General features: G+C 42.1%; 19 protein-coding genes and 1 other annotated feature. Of the genes, 18 read left to right on the top strand and 1 reads right to left on the bottom strand.

Annotation, left to right across the window (positions count from 1 at the left end):
- Positions 1-21 precede the first annotated feature (21 nt).
- The 13 genes from mutM (at position 22) to MHI35_RS12915 (ending at position 12,570) form a co-directional block, all read left to right on the top strand.
- Positions 22-855, top strand: a complete 834-nt coding sequence (mutM, locus tag MHI35_RS12975) for a DNA-formamidopyrimidine glycosylase (protein WP_058015095.1) — start codon at positions 22-24, stop codon at positions 853-855.
- A gap of 174 nt (positions 856-1,029) precedes the next feature.
- Complete coding sequence (gene ytaF / locus MHI35_RS12970) at positions 1,030-1,662, top strand: sporulation membrane protein YtaF (RefSeq protein ID WP_003216274.1); 633 nt, start codon at positions 1,030-1,032, stop codon at positions 1,660-1,662.
- A gap of 13 nt (positions 1,663-1,675) precedes the next feature.
- Positions 1,676-2,281, top strand: coding sequence for a dephospho-CoA kinase (gene coaE / locus MHI35_RS12965; protein WP_335348987.1), 606 nt, complete (start codon positions 1,676-1,678; stop codon positions 2,279-2,281).
- A 172-nt stretch (positions 2,282-2,453) separates the two neighbouring features.
- Positions 2,454-3,476, top strand: coding sequence for a glyceraldehyde-3-phosphate dehydrogenase (locus tag MHI35_RS12960; RefSeq protein WP_144520931.1), 1,023 nt, complete (start codon positions 2,454-2,456; stop codon positions 3,474-3,476).
- 234 nt (positions 3,477-3,710) lie between these two features.
- Complete coding sequence (gene speD / locus MHI35_RS12955; protein WP_003216492.1) at positions 3,711-4,091, top strand: adenosylmethionine decarboxylase; 381 nt, start codon at positions 3,711-3,713, stop codon at positions 4,089-4,091.
- A gap of 185 nt (positions 4,092-4,276) precedes the next feature.
- Positions 4,277-4,663: a cytosolic protein gene (locus MHI35_RS12950; RefSeq protein WP_144557253.1), complete on the top strand. Its 387-nt coding sequence runs from the start codon at positions 4,277-4,279 to the stop codon at positions 4,661-4,663.
- A gap of 4 nt (positions 4,664-4,667) precedes the next feature.
- On the top strand, positions 4,668-5,126 hold the full coding sequence (gene nrdR / locus MHI35_RS12945) for a transcriptional regulator NrdR (RefSeq protein WP_003216720.1): 459 nt from the start codon (positions 4,668-4,670) through the stop codon (positions 5,124-5,126).
- 102 nt (positions 5,127-5,228) lie between these two features.
- On the top strand, positions 5,229-6,653 hold the full coding sequence (locus tag MHI35_RS12940) for a replication initiation and membrane attachment family protein (RefSeq protein ID WP_211062897.1): 1,425 nt from the start codon (positions 5,229-5,231) through the stop codon (positions 6,651-6,653).
- Between the two features lie 17 nt (positions 6,654-6,670).
- Complete coding sequence (gene dnaI, locus MHI35_RS12935; protein ID WP_144520925.1) at positions 6,671-7,600, top strand: primosomal protein DnaI; 930 nt, start codon at positions 6,671-6,673, stop codon at positions 7,598-7,600.
- Positions 7,601-7,633: 33 nt separating this feature from the next.
- Positions 7,634-8,272: a TVP38/TMEM64 family protein gene (locus tag MHI35_RS12930; RefSeq protein ID WP_335348988.1), complete on the top strand. Its 639-nt coding sequence runs from the start codon at positions 7,634-7,636 to the stop codon at positions 8,270-8,272.
- A gap of 60 nt (positions 8,273-8,332) precedes the next feature.
- Positions 8,333-9,202 (top strand): putative sporulation protein YtxC, encoded by an 870-nt coding sequence (gene ytxC / locus MHI35_RS12925; protein WP_144520921.1) that lies wholly within the window; start codon positions 8,333-8,335, stop codon positions 9,200-9,202.
- Between the two features lie 338 nt (positions 9,203-9,540).
- Positions 9,541-11,481: a threonine--tRNA ligase gene (thrS, locus tag MHI35_RS12920; RefSeq protein WP_065098569.1), complete on the top strand. Its 1,941-nt coding sequence runs from the start codon at positions 9,541-9,543 to the stop codon at positions 11,479-11,481.
- A gap of 168 nt (positions 11,482-11,649) precedes the next feature.
- Complete coding sequence (locus MHI35_RS12915; protein ID WP_144520919.1) at positions 11,650-12,570, top strand: methyl-accepting chemotaxis protein; 921 nt, start codon at positions 11,650-11,652, stop codon at positions 12,568-12,570.
- A 57-nt stretch (positions 12,571-12,627) separates the two neighbouring features.
- Here MHI35_RS12915 and MHI35_RS12910 read toward each other — a convergent pair whose 3' ends face one another.
- Positions 12,628-13,407 carry an HAD family hydrolase gene (locus MHI35_RS12910; RefSeq protein ID WP_335348989.1) on the bottom strand — a complete coding sequence of 260 codons (780 nt, stop codon included), beginning with the start codon at positions 13,405-13,407 and terminating at the stop codon, positions 12,628-12,630.
- A gap of 175 nt (positions 13,408-13,582) precedes the next feature.
- Here MHI35_RS12910 and MHI35_RS12905 point away from each other — a divergent pair, with 175 nt between their 5' ends.
- The 5 genes from MHI35_RS12905 to infC all read left to right on the top strand — a co-directional run bounded on the left by MHI35_RS12905 (position 13,583) and on the right by infC (position 18,213).
- Positions 13,583-15,340 carry a sensor histidine kinase gene (locus tag MHI35_RS12905; protein WP_335348990.1) on the top strand — a complete coding sequence of 586 codons (1,758 nt, stop codon included), beginning with the start codon at positions 13,583-13,585 and terminating at the stop codon, positions 15,338-15,340.
- Complete coding sequence (locus MHI35_RS12900) at positions 15,337-16,074, top strand: LytR/AlgR family response regulator transcription factor (protein WP_088001981.1); 738 nt, start codon at positions 15,337-15,339, stop codon at positions 16,072-16,074. Before MHI35_RS12905 ends, MHI35_RS12900 begins: the two co-directional genes overlap by 4 nt.
- 137 nt (positions 16,075-16,211) lie before the next feature.
- Positions 16,212-16,655 carry an antiholin-like murein hydrolase modulator LrgA gene (gene lrgA / locus MHI35_RS12895; RefSeq protein ID WP_335348991.1) on the top strand — a complete coding sequence of 148 codons (444 nt, stop codon included), beginning with the start codon at positions 16,212-16,214 and terminating at the stop codon, positions 16,653-16,655.
- A gap of 14 nt (positions 16,656-16,669) precedes the next feature.
- On the top strand, positions 16,670-17,365 hold the full coding sequence (lrgB, locus tag MHI35_RS12890; RefSeq protein ID WP_186325016.1) for an antiholin-like protein LrgB: 696 nt from the start codon (positions 16,670-16,672) through the stop codon (positions 17,363-17,365).
- A 129-nt stretch (positions 17,366-17,494) separates the two neighbouring features.
- Positions 17,495-17,626: a sequence feature (ribosomal protein L20 leader region), on the top strand.
- Between the two features lie 71 nt (positions 17,627-17,697).
- Positions 17,698-18,213, top strand: coding sequence for a translation initiation factor IF-3 (gene infC, locus MHI35_RS12885; RefSeq protein WP_034620611.1), 516 nt, complete (start codon positions 17,698-17,700; stop codon positions 18,211-18,213).
- Positions 18,214-18,229 lie beyond the last annotated feature (16 nt).

Below are 18,229 nucleotides of genomic sequence, written 5' to 3'. Positions count from 1 at the left end.
AGAGAAAAAGGAGCGAGGAGCATGCCGGAATTACCAGAAGTTGAAACCGTCCGGCGCACTCTCAAGCGGTTAGTCGAAGGAAAGACGATTGAAACGGTCGATATCAAATGGCCAAACATCATCAAACGTCCTGGGGAGCCGGAAGAGTTCGCAAGAAGAATGGTTGGAGAAACCATACAAACCATTGAAAGAAGAGGGAAGTTCCTCCTCTTTCATTTAGACCATTATGTAATGGTCTCCCATTTAAGGATGGAAGGGAAATACCGTGTACATGAAGCGCATGAGCCTTATGATAAACACGTACACGTCGTCTTTACGTTTACAGATGGGACAGAGCTTAGGTACCATGATGTGCGTAAATTTGGCACGATGCATTTATTTCAGCCAGGTGAAGAGGAAAAGGAACTCCCGCTATCACAGCTGGGCTATGAACCATTTGATAAACAGTTCACTCCTGAGTATTTATGGGAGCAATTGAAAAAAACAACACGCGTCGTCAAAACAGCACTGCTTGATCAAAAGATTGTCGTAGGGCTTGGTAACATTTACGTAGATGAGGTCCTGTTTAAATCAGGGATTCATCCAGAAACAAAAGCGAACCAGCTTAGCCTGGAATCCTGCAAAGTGCTTCACAAACAGATCATCGATACGCTTCAAGTGGCGGTAGATGCGGGCGGAAGTACAATTCGTTCTTATATCAACTCACAAGGAGATATTGGCACATTTCAGCTGCAGCTTCTTGTATATGACCGGCGGGGAGAGCCTTGCCAAACATGCGGAAGTATCATTGAGAAAACAGTAGTCGGAGGGCGCGGCACTCACTTTTGTGTGACCTGCCAAAAACGTCCTCAATAAAGCTTAACCATGAGCATGCTTCCTTTTTGCTATGCATACGATAAAAAACATTCATTTTTCAGCAAGGTGTAGACTGACACACAGCCCACCTGCTCTTCATATAGTGAAGAAGAGTCTAAGAACGCCTAGAGACTCTTGATCATCGTTGCATGAACAGAAAGGAAGAGTTCAGGTATGATTTCGATTTCGCTCCTGTTTTTAGCTATTGCAGTTAGCATCGACAGCTTTTCTGTAGGCTTTACGTATGGTCTCCGCAAAATGAGGATCCCGTTTAAAGCCATCGTCATTATTGCGTGCTGCTCAGGGATTGTGCTGCTCATTTCTATGCTGATTGGCAGCCTGCTGACGACATTTCTCCCTGTTTCAGTGACCGATAAACTTGGGGGAGGCATTTTAATTGCCATCGGCCTTTGGGTCCTGTATCAATTTTACAAACCAGCGAAAGAGCGTGATTTGCTTCTTCATGAAAAGACATTGCTTAATGTGGAAGTTCAATCGCTTGGGCTCGTCATTCACATTTTAAGAAAGCCGACAAGTGCAGATATTGACCGATCTGGGACGATTAATGGGATAGAAGCTGTCCTTCTTGGAATTGCTTTATCCATTGATGCATTTGGCGCAGGGATTGGCGCAGCGATTCTAGGCTTTTCTCCAATTGTCATGAGTATCACGGTCGCAGTGATGAGTTCACTTTTTGTATGTATCGGACTGCGAGCCGGTCATTACTTGGCAAATTGGCGCTGGATCGATAAACTCGCATGTTTACCAGGACTTCTACTCATATTAATTGGGGTTTGGAAGCTGTAAAGGAGGAAACTAATTGACGCTTGTCATTGGATTAACAGGCGGGATTGCTAGCGGAAAAAGCACAGTCTCGCAGATGATAAAAGAGCAGGGCATCCGGGTTGTGGACGCAGATGTCATTGCAAAAGAAGCAGTCGCCATAGGAACACCCGCCCTTCATCATATCGTTCAAACCTTTGGTGAAGGTGTCCTCCTGCCAAATGGAGAGCTGGACCGGCAGCAGCTGGGAGCCATTATTTTTTCTAATGAAGAGAAAAGAAAGCAGTTAAATGCGATCGTTCATCCAGAAGTGCGAAAAGAAATGCTCAGGCAGCGTGATGAAGGAATTAACAGCCGAGAAACATTCGTTGTCCTGGATATCCCGCTTTTATTTGAGAGTCAGCTGGAGAGTCTCGTCGACCGTATTATTGTGGTGTATACAACACCAGAATTACAGCTATCACGACTCATGAATCGAAATGACCTTAGTCAGGAAGAAGCGCTGAATCGGATTCAATCTCAGCAGCCTCTTGAGGAAAAATGTAAGAAAGCAGACCGGGTGATAGAAAACACACAAGATCTCGCTTTTATTAGAAAGCAATTGCAGAACATATTAAATGAATGGGAACATACAGATAAGTAAGAGTACATACACGTACTCTTCTTTTTTTATGCTTTATTCTGATTTCCTTTGAAAAGAACAGCCCTTTTTAGAAAATATACGTTTATATACTGGCAATTACATTCTAATGTGATATACTAATTTCATAAATAAATTTATTGAGTATAACACATAATAGAGGAGTGACCTGTTCATGAAGGTAAAAGCAGCGATCAATGGGTTTGGCAGAATTGGACGCATGGTCTTCAGAAAAGCAATGCTTGATGATCAAATTCAAATTGTAGCGGTGAACGCAAGCTATCCTGCCGAAACGCTAGCACATTTAATTAAATATGACACAAATCATGGACGTTACGAATGCGATGTGATAGCAGAAGATGACGCCCTGATTGTAAATGGGAAAAGAGTGCTTTTGCTCAATAACAGAGACCCAAAGCAGCTTCCATGGGGAGAGCTTGGGATTGATATCGTCATAGAAGCAACAGGAAAATTTAATTCGAAAGATCAAGCGATGGGCCATATAGATGCTGGAGCGAAAAAAGTCGTACTTACAGCTCCAGGTAAAAATGAAGACGTTACAATTGTAATGGGTGTCAATGAGGATGATCTTGATCCTGAAAAGCACGTCGTTATTTCAAACGCATCTTGTACAACAAACTGTTTAGCACCAGTTGTCAAATTGTTAGATGATGAATTCGGCATCGACAACGGTTTAATGACAACGGTTCATGCATATACAAATGATCAAAAAAATATCGACAACCCGCATAAGGATTTACGCCGGGCAAGAGCATGTGCCCAGTCCATTATTCCAACTACGACGGGTGCCGCTAAAGCGCTTTCTTTAGTGCTACCGCACATGAAAGGGAAATTACATGGACTTGCACTTCGCGTGCCAGTTTCTAATGTATCGATGGTTGATCTTGTTGTCGATTTGAAAAAAGATGTCACAGCAGAAGAAGTCAATGCAGCCTTCTCTAATGCATCAAAAACTTCTCTATCCGGTATTTTAGATTACACGGAAGAGCCGCTTGTTTCTACAGACTTTAATACGAATCCTTATTCAGCTGTCGTAGATGGACTCACAACGATGGTGATGGGGGATAGAAAAGTAAAAGTTCTTGCATGGTATGACAATGAATGGGGTTATTCATGCAGAGTAGTGGATCTCGTGAAGTTTGTCGGATCGCAGATGAAAGAGCTTTCTGCTGTTTGAAATGAAGAAGACGAACGTCCCTTTTTAAGGAATGAGAGAAAATCCCATTGAAAACACAGCTTGCAAAATGGGTCTAAACAAAGTATACTATTTTTCGTGAACTTCTTGTTCGCAGACTCATTCGGGTATACTTAAAGGGTTAGGACCTCTTTGGACTAACTTTCCCCCGTGGTATATGTCCGGTCCGGCTGCTTAGAACTTCACTCTTTCATTCTTGTTTAAGGGGGGTCCATGATGGAAACAATCGGACGTCACGTTATCTCCGAGTTATGGGGATGCGACTGTGATAAACTGAACGACATGGATTTTATTGAAAAAACGTTTGTAAATGCAGCTTTGAAATCAGGAGCTGAGGTAAGAGAGGTTGCTTTTCACAAATTTGCACCTCAAGGAGTAAGTGGAGTTGTCATTATTTCTGAATCACATCTGACAATTCACAGCTTTCCTGAACATGGTTATGCGAGCATAGATGTTTATACTTGCGGCGACCTAGATCCGAATATCGCAGCAGATCATATCGGAGATGAATTAGGTGCTGAAACAAGAGAAAACATCGAAATTCCTCGAGGCATGGGACCTGTACAAGTGAAACAGGCACAAGCCAAAGCACTGTAAACATAAAAAAGATCGCAATGGGAGCTGGCCAAAAGCATTGACATGCCTTTGTGTTATGCTCCTTTTTATATTTGTTTAACAGAGAAAATCCAACATTCCCCAACTTGCCTATACTTTTGTTCTAGGAAAACAAAGGTTTTTTTTATAAAATAAAGAAGAGGCATTATGGCAAAGGGGATACGTATATGACTTTAGGACAAAAGTTCAAACGGTTCATGTCAAACCATACAGAAACATCTGACGAGCATCCAGTGTCAGAACTGAAAAGCCATTATTACAAATCGACGAATGCGCAAGTTTTTCAAGCGTTGGAAGCCATGCTTTCTAGGCACGCTTCCTATCAAGTGACATCTGTTTCAGCAGAACGAGGTGAAATCAGCGCAAATATCACAATGCCGAAAAAAGCCTTTCTCGTAGCGACTGTCATTTCAATTCGTCCTTTTGAAACAGCTGTCGATTTTAATGTGACAACAGAAACAGCCCTGCCAACAGATTTTGGCTATAGTGAGAAAACGATTTTTTCCCTTTATGATGAACTAGACAAACAACTTCCAAGAATAGATCGGAGCTGATGAAATGAAATGTCCCACATGTCAGCACCTTGGCACAAGGGTGCTTGATTCAAGACCAGTAGATGAAGGGAAATCCATCCGTCGTAGAAGAGAGTGCGAAAGCTGTCAATATCGCTTTACGACGTTTGAAAAATTAGAAGAATTACCACTGATTGTGGTGAAAAAAGAAGGAATTCGAGAAGAATTTAGTCGCGAAAAGATGTTGAGAGGACTCATTAAAGCGTGTGAAAAGCGTCCTGTTGCTTTAAAGCAGTTGGAGGATGTCTGCTTTAATATCGAAAAAGAATTGCGTAATCAAGGCATGTCAGAAGTGAAAAGTGAGCTTGTAGGTGAAATGGTGATGGACGAGCTGGCAAAAATTGATGAAGTGTCTTACGTCAGATTTGCCTCGGTTTATCGGCAGTTTAAAGATATCAACGTCTTTATTGATGAATTAAAAGATTTATTAAAGAAAGAACGCTAAAAAAGAGCTGAAGATTCTTCACGCTCTTTTTCCTGCGTAAAGCGTAAAACGCAAAAAGGGTGTACAATAGAAACAATTGCAATTCATGGGGAGGATCAGCATATGACAGAGCATTGGAAGGAAGTGCTAGCCGTCGATCCGTATGTCGTCAAAAGCGCTTCATTGCTCGGTGACATCGATAGACAGCTCATCACTCTTTTATATCAGCCACTTATAGGCATGTCCGCTTTCAGCTTATATATGACGCTGTGGGGAGAGCTGGAACAAAATCGTATGTGGGGGAAACCCGCACCTCATCGGCAGCTCATGGTCATGCTGCAAACGAATTTGAATGATATTTTTGAGGAACGTTTAAAGCTTGAAGCGATTGGTTTACTCCGCACATATGAACAGGAAACGGAAGAAGGCAGACTGTTTACATATGAGCTTGTGCCGCCGCTAAGACCAGATGAGTTTTTCCAAGATGGTATGCTGAATGTCCTGCTGTACCATCGTGTAGAGAAAGCGAAATATATGCAACTTCGTGATTATTTCTCATATCCTGGTGTTCCGGCAGAGGCAAAGAACATCTCGCGGTCGTTCGAAGAAATCTTTCACGTATTGCAGCCAGGCGAACGCAGGATGACAGAAGAAATCGATCAGGCGTCATCACTTGATCAGGGCTATGAATATGTGACCGTTGGATCGAGTCAGCCGGCTCCGCTCTCAGACGATTCCTTTGATTTCGATCTATTGTTAGCGGGCATGTCTGATATGATGATTCCAAGAAAGGCTTTGACAAAGCAGGTGAAAGAGACCATTAAGAAGTTAGCCGTTGTATACGGCATCACCCCGCTTCAAATGCAAAATATTGTAGCAGGTGCCTGCGGTTCAGATCAAATGATCTCAACAGAAGAGCTGAGAAAAGCGGCAAGAGACTGGTACCAAATTGAATACAGAGGCGAGCAGCCAAAGCTCATTGATCAAAAACAGCCGAGACACTTGCGTCAAGATGCTTCAAAAGCGCCAGTAGCAGATACGCCTGATGCCAAATTGATTGAAAAGCTTGATCACATTTCGCCTAGGGAACTACTAAAAGATATGTCTGACGGTATTGAGCCAACATATGCCGACTTAAGAATTGTCGAGGATATTATGCTTGAGCAGCAGCTAGAGCCAGGGGTCATGAATGTTTTGATCTACTATACATTACTGAAAACAGATATGAAGCTGTCGAAAACATATATGCAAAAAATTGCCGCTCATTGGGTGAGAAAGAAAATTAAAACCGTAGCGGCGGCTATGAAAATTGCCAAAGAAGAGAACAGGCAAATGACAGAATGGGCGCAGCAGAAAAAGCAGCGCAGCACATACGGATCAGGGAAAGTTGTCCGTGAAGAGAAACTTCCTGACTGGATGAAAGAAACTGAAACGAAAGAACAGCCGGCAAAAGAACAAACAGACAACCTATCGACAGAAGACCTCGAACGAGAAAAAGAAAAACTGTTAGATCAGTTTAAAAATATGAAAAAGTACAATGCACATTAAGGTGAGGTGAGATGAGGATGAAACCGATCGGTCGTTCATTTGAACAGCTAAAAGGGCGCGTAGATTTTCGTGTGAGATACAATCAGATTAAAGAGAGTGTGTTATCTGATGAAAATGTAAAAGCCTTTTTACAGGAGCACCAAGAAGACATACACGAAGACATGATTAATCGCAGCTTGAACCGGCTTTTTGAATATGTGCAGCAGTCGAAGGGCTGTTCATATTGCTTAGATGAAGAGAATGTCAATGCGATTTTAGACGGTTATCACCCGAAGCTTGTGATCAAAGGTCAGAGTATTGATATTGAATATTCTCCATGCCCAGTTAAGCAACGGCTTGATAGACAGAAAAAACAGCAAGAGCTCATGAAAAGCATGTACATTCCGCAAAATGTTCTTCAAGCAACGTTTGCTGATTTGAACGTTGTGGGAAGACAGGAAGTCATTCAAAAAGTAGGGCAATTCCTGCAAAGCTATGACGAGACAGGCAAAGGAAAGGGCTTATATTTACACGGGAAGTTTGGAGTAGGAAAAACGTATATTCTGGCAGCCATTGCGCAGCAGTTAGCGGAGAAGGAATACCCGTCCCTCCTTGTGTACGTGCCTGAGTTTGTAAGAGAGCTAAAAAATTCGTTAGCCGATCATACATTAGAATCAAAACTGAACATGGTCAAATCCACCCCTATATTAATGCTTGATGATATTGGGGCAGAGTCGATGACAAGCTGGGTTCGAGATGAACTGCTTGGAACGATTTTACAATACCGTATGGCAGAGCAGCTGCCGACTTTCTTCTCCTCTAATTTCTCACCAAGTGAACTGAAGCATCACTTTACGTATTCACAGCGCGGGGAAAAAGAAGAGGTCAAAGCCGCTCGTTTAATGGAACGGATTCTCTATTTAGCAGAGGCAGTCTTGCTCGAAGGAGAAAACCGCCGTCATTTATAAAAGTGTCTATCACGTGAAGGAGGAGCGAATGAAATGAACAAAAGAAAATGGCTACTTTTTCTCGTGATAGCAGGTCTCGCTGTTTTACTTTGGTGGCTGAATAAACAGCATCTTCAGCTGGCGCCGAAAGATGTGAAGAATTGGGTGCTTCAATTTGGACTACTGGCTCCCTTTGTTTTTCTTTTCTTATCTCTTTTTCGTCCGTTTGTTCTTGTCCCGCTTACGGTTTTTTCACTGGCAGCGGGTTTGGCCTTCGGAAGTGTTCTTGGGACGATTTATGCCCTCATCGGTGCAACCGCTGGCGCATTATGCTCCTTCCTGCTTGCTACAACCTTTCGTTCCAAAAAGAAGGAAACAGAATCAAGCAGCCGGAAGCTAAGAGCGGTGACATCCCGCATTCAGGAGCATGGGTTTCTTTACATTTTGTTATTGCGTATTGCCCCCATCCATTTTGACTTTGTCAGCTATGCGGCAGCAGCTTCACGTGCGAATTATCGTGCATTTACCGCAGCTACGTTTTTAGGCTTAATACCGGGTACAGTGGCCTTAAATGTCCTTGGTTCTAGCTTTGTCAGCGGCAATTATGCCGCCTTGGCAATCGTTTGTTTGATTTATCTCATCTTTATCTCAGTTCCGCTCGTTCTAAAAAGAAAGATGCCTGATTTATTTTAGGCGTCTATTTTTTATGTTCTCCCCATATATATGTAACAGATGTCGTTAGGGGGGACAAACATGCTTGAAATAATCTTTGAAGATGAATATGATACCGCCGCTTTTTTACATCTTGCTGAACACTTGGACAGTCGGCATCACATGTCAATTCAACAAGGGAAAGACCGACTTCTCATAGAGGCGAAGGAATCAAAAGAAGGACTTGAGCCCATTGTGCGGCCATTACTGGTTCACTTTTTTTTGGAATGCAAAGAAAATGAGCGCATGCGCAGCATTCTTGAAAACACGTATTTATTTAAAGATCCTGAAGAACAGCACCAAATTCTTTCCATTGCCCACAGCATTATGAATGGGGATTTAGATGATATTCCCGGCATTCATCAAGAACCGTCAAGAGAAGCCCTGTTAACAAAGGAGCTTGAGACGATTTCTTTACAGCAAGGTATTTTTTCAATTGGTTCATTTATGACATTTAGACTGTCAGAGTATGACAGGAGGCTGAAGAACTATGTTGAAGTCTCCATTGAAGAATACAAAATGGAACAAGAATATCAAAACTTCATTCAATCGCTTCGTGACTACGTGATGGCAAAAGAACCGAAGCTCGAAAAAGTACATGTTGTGCATCAGGATCGCCTGATGATTTGGGAATTTCGGTACGCTTCTGAGCGTGATCAAAAACAATACATAGACAGACAGTTTGTAAGAGAGCATCCAATGTATATTGATTCGCAGCTGATTGCACCACTCGTATCCATAGCGCCCCAAAAGATTGACCTGTTTACAAATGATACAGGTCACTCGATGGTACAGACCATTCAAAATATTTTTCAAGAAAGGGTCGAGGTATTCCCGGCTCATTCATTTCAAGAACACCATGTTCAATTTGTCCATGACCATTTGGAACAGAAAAGTGAAAAGCTTTCTTGATTTTCACGAAAAAACGTTTTATAATACGGTGTAACTTCATACAGAGACCGTATTGATAAGGACATGAACAAATGAACACCCGCTTAAAGAGAGGGAAGCCGAGGCTGAAAGCTTCCTAGCAGAGGACCATTTGCTTTACCACCTTTGAACATCAGCTGTGAACGTTTTAGTAATGGCTGACGGGGATTCCCGTTATCGAACCACAAGCCGTGTTTGCTTATGAAAAAGTAAGCTGCAAATACGGGAAAAAGGGTGGAACCACGATTCCGTTTTATTCAACCTCGTCCCTTTCCAGGGGGCGGGGTTTTTATATTGCCAAAAAAAAGGAGTGACCAGAGATGTCAGAACAAATTCAACTTACATTTCCAGATGGAGCAGTCAAGGAGTTTGACAAAACAGCTACAACAGAAGACATCGCGGCATCAATTAGCCCAGGCCTAAAGAAAAAAGCGCTTGCCGGTAAATTGAACGGCAAAGAAATAGATCTGCGTACGCCGCTACTAGAAAGTGGAACAATTGAGATCATCACAGATAAAAGTGATGAAGCACTCGACATTATGCGCCACAGTACAGCTCATTTGCTAGCACAGGCAATCAAACGCCTGTATGGAAAAGAGCATCACGTTCAGTTTGGCGTAGGTCCTGTGATTGAAAATGGCTTCTACTACGATGTGGACATCGATGTTGCCATCACACCGGAAGATTTACCAAAGATTGAAAAAGAAATGAAAAAAATCATTAACAGCAATTTGCCAATCGAGCGAATTGAAGTATCAAGAGAAGAAGCGAAAAAACGCTTTGAAGCGATTGGTGATCAATTAAAGCTTGAGCTGTTAGAGGCGATTCCAGAAGGTGAAGCTGTGACGATTTATGAACAGGGTGAATTCTTTGACCTCTGCCGCGGCATTCACTTGCCATCAACAGGGAAAATCAAAGAGTTTAAGCTGTTAAGCCTTGCAGGTGCATACTGGAGAGGTGACAGCAACAATCAAATGCTTCAGCGTATTTATGGTACAGCTTTCTTCAGCAAAGATGATCTAAATGAGCACTTACGCCTGCTTGAAGAAGCGAAAGAACGCGATCACCGTAAACTAGGAAAAGAGCTAAAACTGTTTGCGAACTCTCAAAAGGTAGGTCAAGGTCTACCACTTTGGCTACCAAAAGGCGCAACGATCCGCCGCGTGATTGAGCGTTACATTGTCGATAAAGAAGTACGCCTTGGTTATGAGCATGTGTATACACCAGTTCTTGCAAATGTTGAATTGTATAAAACATCAGGGCACTGGGCGCATTATCAAGAAGACATGTTCCCTGTGATGGAAATGGACAACGAAGATCTTGTTCTCCGTCCAATGAACTGTCCGCATCATATGATGATTTACAAAAACGAGCCGCATAGCTATCGCGAATTGCCAATTCGTATTGCAGAGCTTGGTACAATGCACCGTTATGAAATGTCAGGTGCTTTATCCGGCCTTCAGCGTGTTCGCGGTATGACATTAAACGATGCCCATATTTTTGTTCGTCCTGATCAAATCAAAGACGAATTCATTCGTACAGTTCGCCTAATTGAAGAAGTGTATCAAGACTTTGGCTTGAATGACTACACATTCCGCTTATCTTACCGTGATCCAGAAGATACTGAGAAGTATTTCGATGACGATGCGATGTGGAATAAAGCACAATCGATGCTAAAGGATGCAATGGACGAGCTTGGTCATGACTATTATGAAGCAGAAGGCGAAGCGGCATTTTATGGTCCGAAGCTTGATGTACAAGTGAAGACAGCTCTTGGAAAAGAAGAGACACTGTCCACTGTACAGCTTGATTTCTTACTTCCAGAACGCTTTGATCTCACATATATCGGAGAAGATGGAAAGCACCATCGTCCAGTCGTCATTCATAGAGGCGTTGTCTCTACAATGGAACGCTTTGTTGCCTTCTTAATTGAAGAATACAAAGGAGCCCTTCCAACTTGGCTGGCACCTGTACAATTCCAAGTCATCCCGGTTTCACCGTCTGTCCATTTAGACTATGCGAAAAAAGTACAAGAACGTTTGCAGCTTGAAGGTCTTCGTGTTGAACTTGACAGCCGTGATGAAAAAATCGGATACAAAATTAGAGAAGCGCAAATGCAAAAGATCCCGTACATGCTAGTCGTCGGAGATCAAGAAGCAGAAAATGGCGCAGTCAATGTAAGAAAATACGGAGAGCAAGATTCAGAAACAATGGATCTTGAAGCCTTTGTGAAACATGCAGTCGCAGAAGCGAAAAAATAAATTTTTTCAAGTGAAGCAGCCAGTGATCTTTCTCTTTAGATCACTGGCTTTTTCTTTTGGGAAAATCCTCTACTGGTGATCCAGTCCTTTGAATGATACGTTTAGATAGTGCGAAAGTATGGGTAAGTATGTACTATCGGTTCGAGTTAAATTGGGGGAATGAAAGCGATGATGCAAACAACAAACACTTTATCATTACAAGTACTGGAGCGATCAGCAGTACTTCGGGCGTTGGAACACTCACTGGCGATGATTGAATTTGATGTGACAGGTGAAGTCCTATGGGTCAATGATATTTTTGCAAAAGCCATGGGCTATTCAGCGCAAGAGATGATTGGTTTAAAACATAAACAGTTTTGTCCTCCTCATATAGCAGAACATGCAAGCTATCAGATGTTTTGGAAGCGTTTGAAGGAGGGGCAAGTCTTTCAGGAGAAGGTGCAGCGGACGACGAAGAATGGTGACAGCTTATGGCTTGAAGCGACATACACACCTGTCCACAATGAAGAGGGACGCGTAGTGGGTGTTGTGAAAGTCGCAACAGACATAACAGAAAGAGAAAACACGATGAAACAGGTCGTAGACGATTTAAAGGAGATGTCTGCGAAATTAATGGAGCGAGCAGAAGTGGGCATCCAGCATAGTCAAAGAGTCAATGTCTCCTTTGATCATATAGCAAACGAAACAGATCAAAATATGAGTTTACTAAAAGGATTAACAGAGCAGGTAGAGTCCATCAGCTCCATTGCTACAACAATTAACAGCATTTCCTCACAAACCCAGCTCCTTGCATTAAATGCGGCGATCGAAGCAGCCCATGCAGGTTCCTATGGAAATGGCTTTAGTGTAGTGGCGGCAGAAATTCGAAAACTAGCAACGGATTCAAAAGAAGCGATCGTCAAAGTAGATCAATATGTAAAGGCGATTCATGCAGAAGTAGAGAAGGTCAGCAGCGGAACGAGCCGTGCCAAAACAACGGTGTTTACAAATCGTGACCTTGTAAAGCAGGCAAACGAGGAATTTATCAATATAGGAGAAGCAGCCCGCAATTTAGACAAGCAAGCGCAAAATCTAGCGGGAATTGTGTAGTTTAAGCACACAAAAAACACCCAATCTCGTTAGGAGAAGGGTGTTTTCTCGTTTGTTCTATTTTAAAATATCAAACAATTCATGTAAGTCTTTGATTTCATAATCTGGCGTGACATCTGTTTCATTCTTTTTGCCATGTCGATTGATCCAAACGGTTTGAATACCAACGCGAGATGCCCCAAGAATATCTGTTTTTGGATTGTCTCCGACCATGATCACATCATCTTTTGTTAGATTTAACAGCTGAAGGCAGTGCTCAAAGATACCTGGATCGGGTTTGCCTTTCCCGTAATCTCCTGAAATCACAATTTCATTAAAATAAGGTGCAAGCTCAGGGACACCGGCCAGTTTTTCTTTTTGAAGACTAGGATCTCCGTTTGTTAAAAGAAGCAGTTCATAGCTGCCTTTCAAGCGGTTTAAAACAGGGTACGTTTCTTCATAGACAAATGGACGTTTTCTCCGCTCGGCTGCAAAGAAATCAGCCAAATATTGTCCAAATGCCTCATCGTCAATTCCTGCTTCTTTTAAGCCATTGGTCCAAGCGTTTTTGCGATACTCTGGTGCAAGGGCGTTCAATTTTTGAAAGCCTTCGCTAATCGGTTCACTAAAATTGGACCACAGACCTTCGAAAGGATTAATTCCGATCATGACAGTGTAATCATATGTTTCATAGGAAGAATACAGCTTTCTTGCTTCTTCACGAACAATCTGTTCAAATGTTTCTGGATTCAGTCCATATTTCTTTTCCGCTTCGCGGCATGTTTCCTGAAAAGTGGTATGAATGCTTTTTTCATCCCAAAGCAAAGTATCATCTAAATCGAAAAATACGGCTTTCATGATCTTCTCCCTTGTTATGTATGTGTTACCTTCAATTGCAAGTGACGGCTCAAGTTCATTTTACAATAGAAGATGAGGGCAATAAAGAAAAGATTTGAGAGATATTTGAACATTGACCGCACATGATAGAATAGAAAGACAGTAAATAATACATACATCAATTGAGGTGGCAGGTTTGCTTCATTTAATTATTATGATGATCGAGCGTGTCGGGATCATCGTTATTTTAGGGTTTGTGCTTGCCCATGTGAAGGGCTTTCGCAATCTATTGCTTCATAATGAAGGGTTTCGAAAAAAGGCAGTCCTTGTCTTTATTTTTGCTTCTTTTAGTATTATCAGCAATTACACAGGAATTGAAATCCAGCAGCAGATGATTATGAATCATGAGTTTTCCTATCATCTTGGCTCGTCAAGCTCGATTGCCAATACGAGAATCATGGGGATTGAAATGGGCGGATTAATAGGAGGGCCGTTTGTTGGTATTGGCGCAGGGTTTTTAGCTGGAATTCATCGCTATTCATTAGGAGGAAGCACGGCACTCAGCTGTGCGATTTCTTCGATTTTAGCGGGTGTCATTGCAGGCTATGTCGGGAGTAGGTTTAAGCGGAAGAATCGAATGGTGACACCTCGCCAAGCCGCACTTTTTGGTGTGGCAATGGAATCGTTGCAGATGGTCATTATCTTTCTATTTGCAAAGCCATTTGCTGATGCTTGGGGGCTTGTGAGTATTATTGCCTTGCCGATGATTTTTGTGAATGGAATTGGCAGCTTTATCTTTTTATCGATCTTACAGTCAGTCATTCGTCAAGAAGAGCAAGCAAAGGCGATGCAGACACACCGCGTATTTTCAATCGCCGATCAAACGCTGCCTTTCTTCCGCCAAGGGTTAAATGAACAGTCATGTAAAAGTGTGGCGGAGATCATTCATCGATTAACAGAAACAGATGCAGTCTCCTTAACCGATACAGAAAAAATTTTAGCGCATGTCGGTGATGGGACAGATCATCATATTCCATCGAAAAGCCTCATTACAGGGCTGTCGAAACAAGTCTTGATGAGCGGCAAAATTATGAAGGCGCATTCGAAAGACGAAATCAATTGTTCAGTCACACATTGCCCGCTTCAAGCGGCGATTGTGCTGCCCCTCACCTCCAATGGTCAAACGATTGGAACATTAAAAATGTATTTCAATTCCCCGGTCGGATTAAGCAGGGTGGAAGAGGAGCTTGCAGAGGGTTTGGCGATGCTGTTCTCCACACAGCTTGAGCTTGGAGAGGCAGAGACCCAAAGCCGCTTGCTAAAAGATGCAGAGATCAAAGCACTTCAAGCGCAAGTGAATCCGCACTTTTTATTTAACGCCATTAATACCATCTCTGTTTTGTGTAGAACGAATGTAGAGATGGCTAGGAAGTTGCTGCTACAACTGAGTATTTATTTTCGATCCAATTTGCAAGGCGCACGCCAGCTGCTCATTCCACTTCATAAAGAAATTCAGCATGTAGAAGCATATTTGTCACTTGAACAAGCAAGGTTTCCAAATAAATATCACGTGACCTTTCAAATTGAAAAGGAGCTGGAGCAGGTGATGATTCCGCCATTTGTGCTACAGGTACTTGTTGAAAATGCAGTGAGACACGCTTTTCCTAAACACCAAACGAGCTGTGAAGTCATCGTATCTGCTGTGATGGAAGATGGGCATGTCAATATGAAAGTGACGGATAATGGACAAGGAATCGAAAGTGACAAGATGGCTCAGTTATTAAAAGCGCCTGTTGAATCCAAAGAAGGAACAGGTACGGCTCTTTTTAATTTAGATCAGCGGTTAAGAGGGATTTTTGGCAGACAAGCAGCTCTATCCATTCATAGCAGCCAAGGCACTGACATCTCATTTCGCATTCCAATGGACTATGTAAAAAAGGATGATTTTCGTTGATAAACGTATTAATCGTAGATGATGAAGTGTTAGCAAGAGACGAATTAAAATACTTATTACGCAGAACGAAAGAAGATGTTCAAATAGAGGAAGCAGAAAATATAGAATCTGCTTTTGACCGGATGGTGGATCATAAGCCGGACCTGCTCTTTTTAGACATTGATTTATCGGGTGAAAATGGATTTGATATTGCCAAAAGGCTCAACCGGATGTCTGATCCGCCAGCGATTGTATTTGCGACAGCCTTTGATCAATATGCGCTAAAAGCATTTGAGGTCAGTGCGCTTGATTACTTAACAAAACCATTTGATGAAGAGCGGCTTTTGCAAACGATTCAAAAATTTAAAAAGTGGAAGTCTGTTGAGACGCAAGACCACCAGCTATCAGATGATAAGATTCCCCATCAGCAAAAATTAGCCATCTCAGTCGATGATTCAATTGTCATTCTGCAAGTAGAGGAGATCATGTATGTAGGGCTTAGTGAGGGAAAAAAGGTTGTGAAAACAAAGGATCACATGTATGAGGTCACAGAACCGCTTGTGGTCATTGAAAAGAAACTCCCTGAGGCTTACTTTATGAGGGTTCATCGAAGCTATATCGTGAACACCTCTCATATGAAAGAAGTACAGCCGTGGTTTAATTCGACGTATAATCTGCATATGACAGACGGATCGATTATTCCTGTCAGCCGTACGTACGCCAAAGAACTAAAGAAGTCGCTCCTACTAGAATAGGACGGCTTTTTTTATTTGTATTTCAATACTCGTTTTCTGCATTTCATTCATTGAATCCGGCGAGTTTGATTGTAAACGCTTCATTCATTTATTTCATGCCATATACTGAGGGCAGTCGAAGAAAGAGGTGAAGGGGCATGAGTGCCACTAAAGTATATGGATTTCTATCTCAAGCATTTATTTTTGCAACCGTAATGTTCGTTTCTAATCTCATTTCAATGTATTTACCCATTCCGATGCCTGCATCTGTGATTGGTCTAGTTCTATTATTTGTTTTGCTGACAACGAAAATCGTCAAACTTGAGCAAGTGGAGCAATTAGGTACATCATTGACAGGGCTCATTAGCTTTCTATTTGTTCCCTCTGGTATCTCGGTTATTCAATCACTAGGTGTCATGCAAGAAGTAGGTGTGCAAGTCGTCGGTGTTATCATCATTGCTACGATTATGTTGCTTGCAGCGACGGGGCTATTCTCACAGCTTCTCATGCAATTATCAGAAAAACCACAGAAACGTAAAGAGAAAAAGGAGAGCAAATCGACTCCTTCTCATTCTAATAAACCAGCTTCAAGTACGCATTAAAGGAGAGATGCAGGATGGGTACAAGTACAATGAGTCCTTATTTTGGTATAGTCGTCTCATTAGTTGCCTTTGGAATCGGTACATTCTTATTTAAAAAATCAAAAGGTTTCTTCTTATTCACACCACTCTTTGTAGCCATGGTGTTAGGTATTTTATTTTTAAAAATTGGCGGTTTTTCCTATGCAGATTATAATGAGGGCGGCAAGATCATCAAGTTTTTCTTAGAGCCCGCGACCATTGCTTTCGCTATTCCGCTTTATAAGCAGCGCGCATTGCTTAAAAAATATTGGTGGCAGATTTTATCCGCTATTTTTGTAGGATCACTTTGTTCCATTACAATTGTGTATGTCATAGCAAAAGGAATTCATCTTGATGCAGCTGTCATGAAAAGTATGCTCCCACAGGCAGCGACGACAGCAATTGCACTTCCGATTGCAAAGGATATTGGCGGAATCGCAGATATCACAGCTTTTGCGGTCATATTTAATGCAGTCATCGTGTATGCGCTAGGTGCTTTCTTCTTAAAATGGTTTCGAATTAAAAATCCAGTGGCAAAAGGGCTTGCACTTGGTACATCAGGACATGCACTTGGCGTCTCTGTTGGGATTGAGATGGGTGAAGTGGAAGCGGCCATGGCAAGTATCGCCGTTGTGGTCGTAGGAGTTGTGACCGTCATTGTCATCCCAATCTTTATGCAATTCATCCTTTGATGGCGTCATTGTTTTGAAAAAGCCTTGCCCTATTCGTTTAATCATGCTAGAATGAAAAAGTTGTTTCAAGAGTTCGGTTACTTGACGGACGAATGAAAATTGTGTAAAATAATTAACGAATTGAATAGATATCACAAGCAGAAGCACCCGCTTCTCACCTGATTGACACGTGTTTGTAGTTGACAGGTTGACCGTACATTTATTTTTTCATGCAAATGTTCGTAGTGTGGGTGTTTTATATGCCCACACTTTTTGTTTGCCTGTAAAACATACAACGAAATGGTCAAAATGAATTGTGAACTCAATTCAAAATCTCATGGAGGTGGCTCACTATTAGCAAAGATCAATTAGTTAATGAAGGTATTCGTGCGCGTGAAGTTCGTTTGATCGGACAAAATGGCGATCAGCTGGGGATTAAAACCCGCCAGGAAGCTCTGGAAATTGCTACGAAAGCCAATCTTGACCTTGTGTTAGTTGCTGCAAATGCAAAACCACCTGTTTGCCGAATCATGGACTATGGTAAGTTCCGATTCGAACAGCAGAAGAAGGATAAAGAGGCACGTAAGAATCAAAAAATCATTAGCTTAAAAGAAGTTCGGTTGAGCCCGACAATCGATGAACATGATTTTAACACGAAGCTCCGCAATGCGATCAAATTCCTTGAAAAGGGCGATAAAGTGAAAGCTTCTATCCGCTTTAAAGGCCGTGCGATTACGCATAAAGAAATCGGACAGCGCGTGTTAGACCGTTTCTCTGAAGCTTGCGCTGAAGTAGCAACAGTAGAAACAAAACCTAAGATGGACGGACGCAGCATGTTCCTCATGCTTGCACCAAAAGTCGAAAAGTAAAGTAACAGAGGGAGGA

Source organism: Bacillus sp. FSL K6-3459, from assembly GCF_038003305.1.
Taxonomy (GTDB): Bacteria; Bacillota; Bacilli; order Bacillales; family Bacillaceae; genus Bacillus; species Bacillus pumilus_O.
Note: the sequence above shows the minus strand (reverse complement) of the source record. Positions and strands in the feature narration are given on the sequence as shown.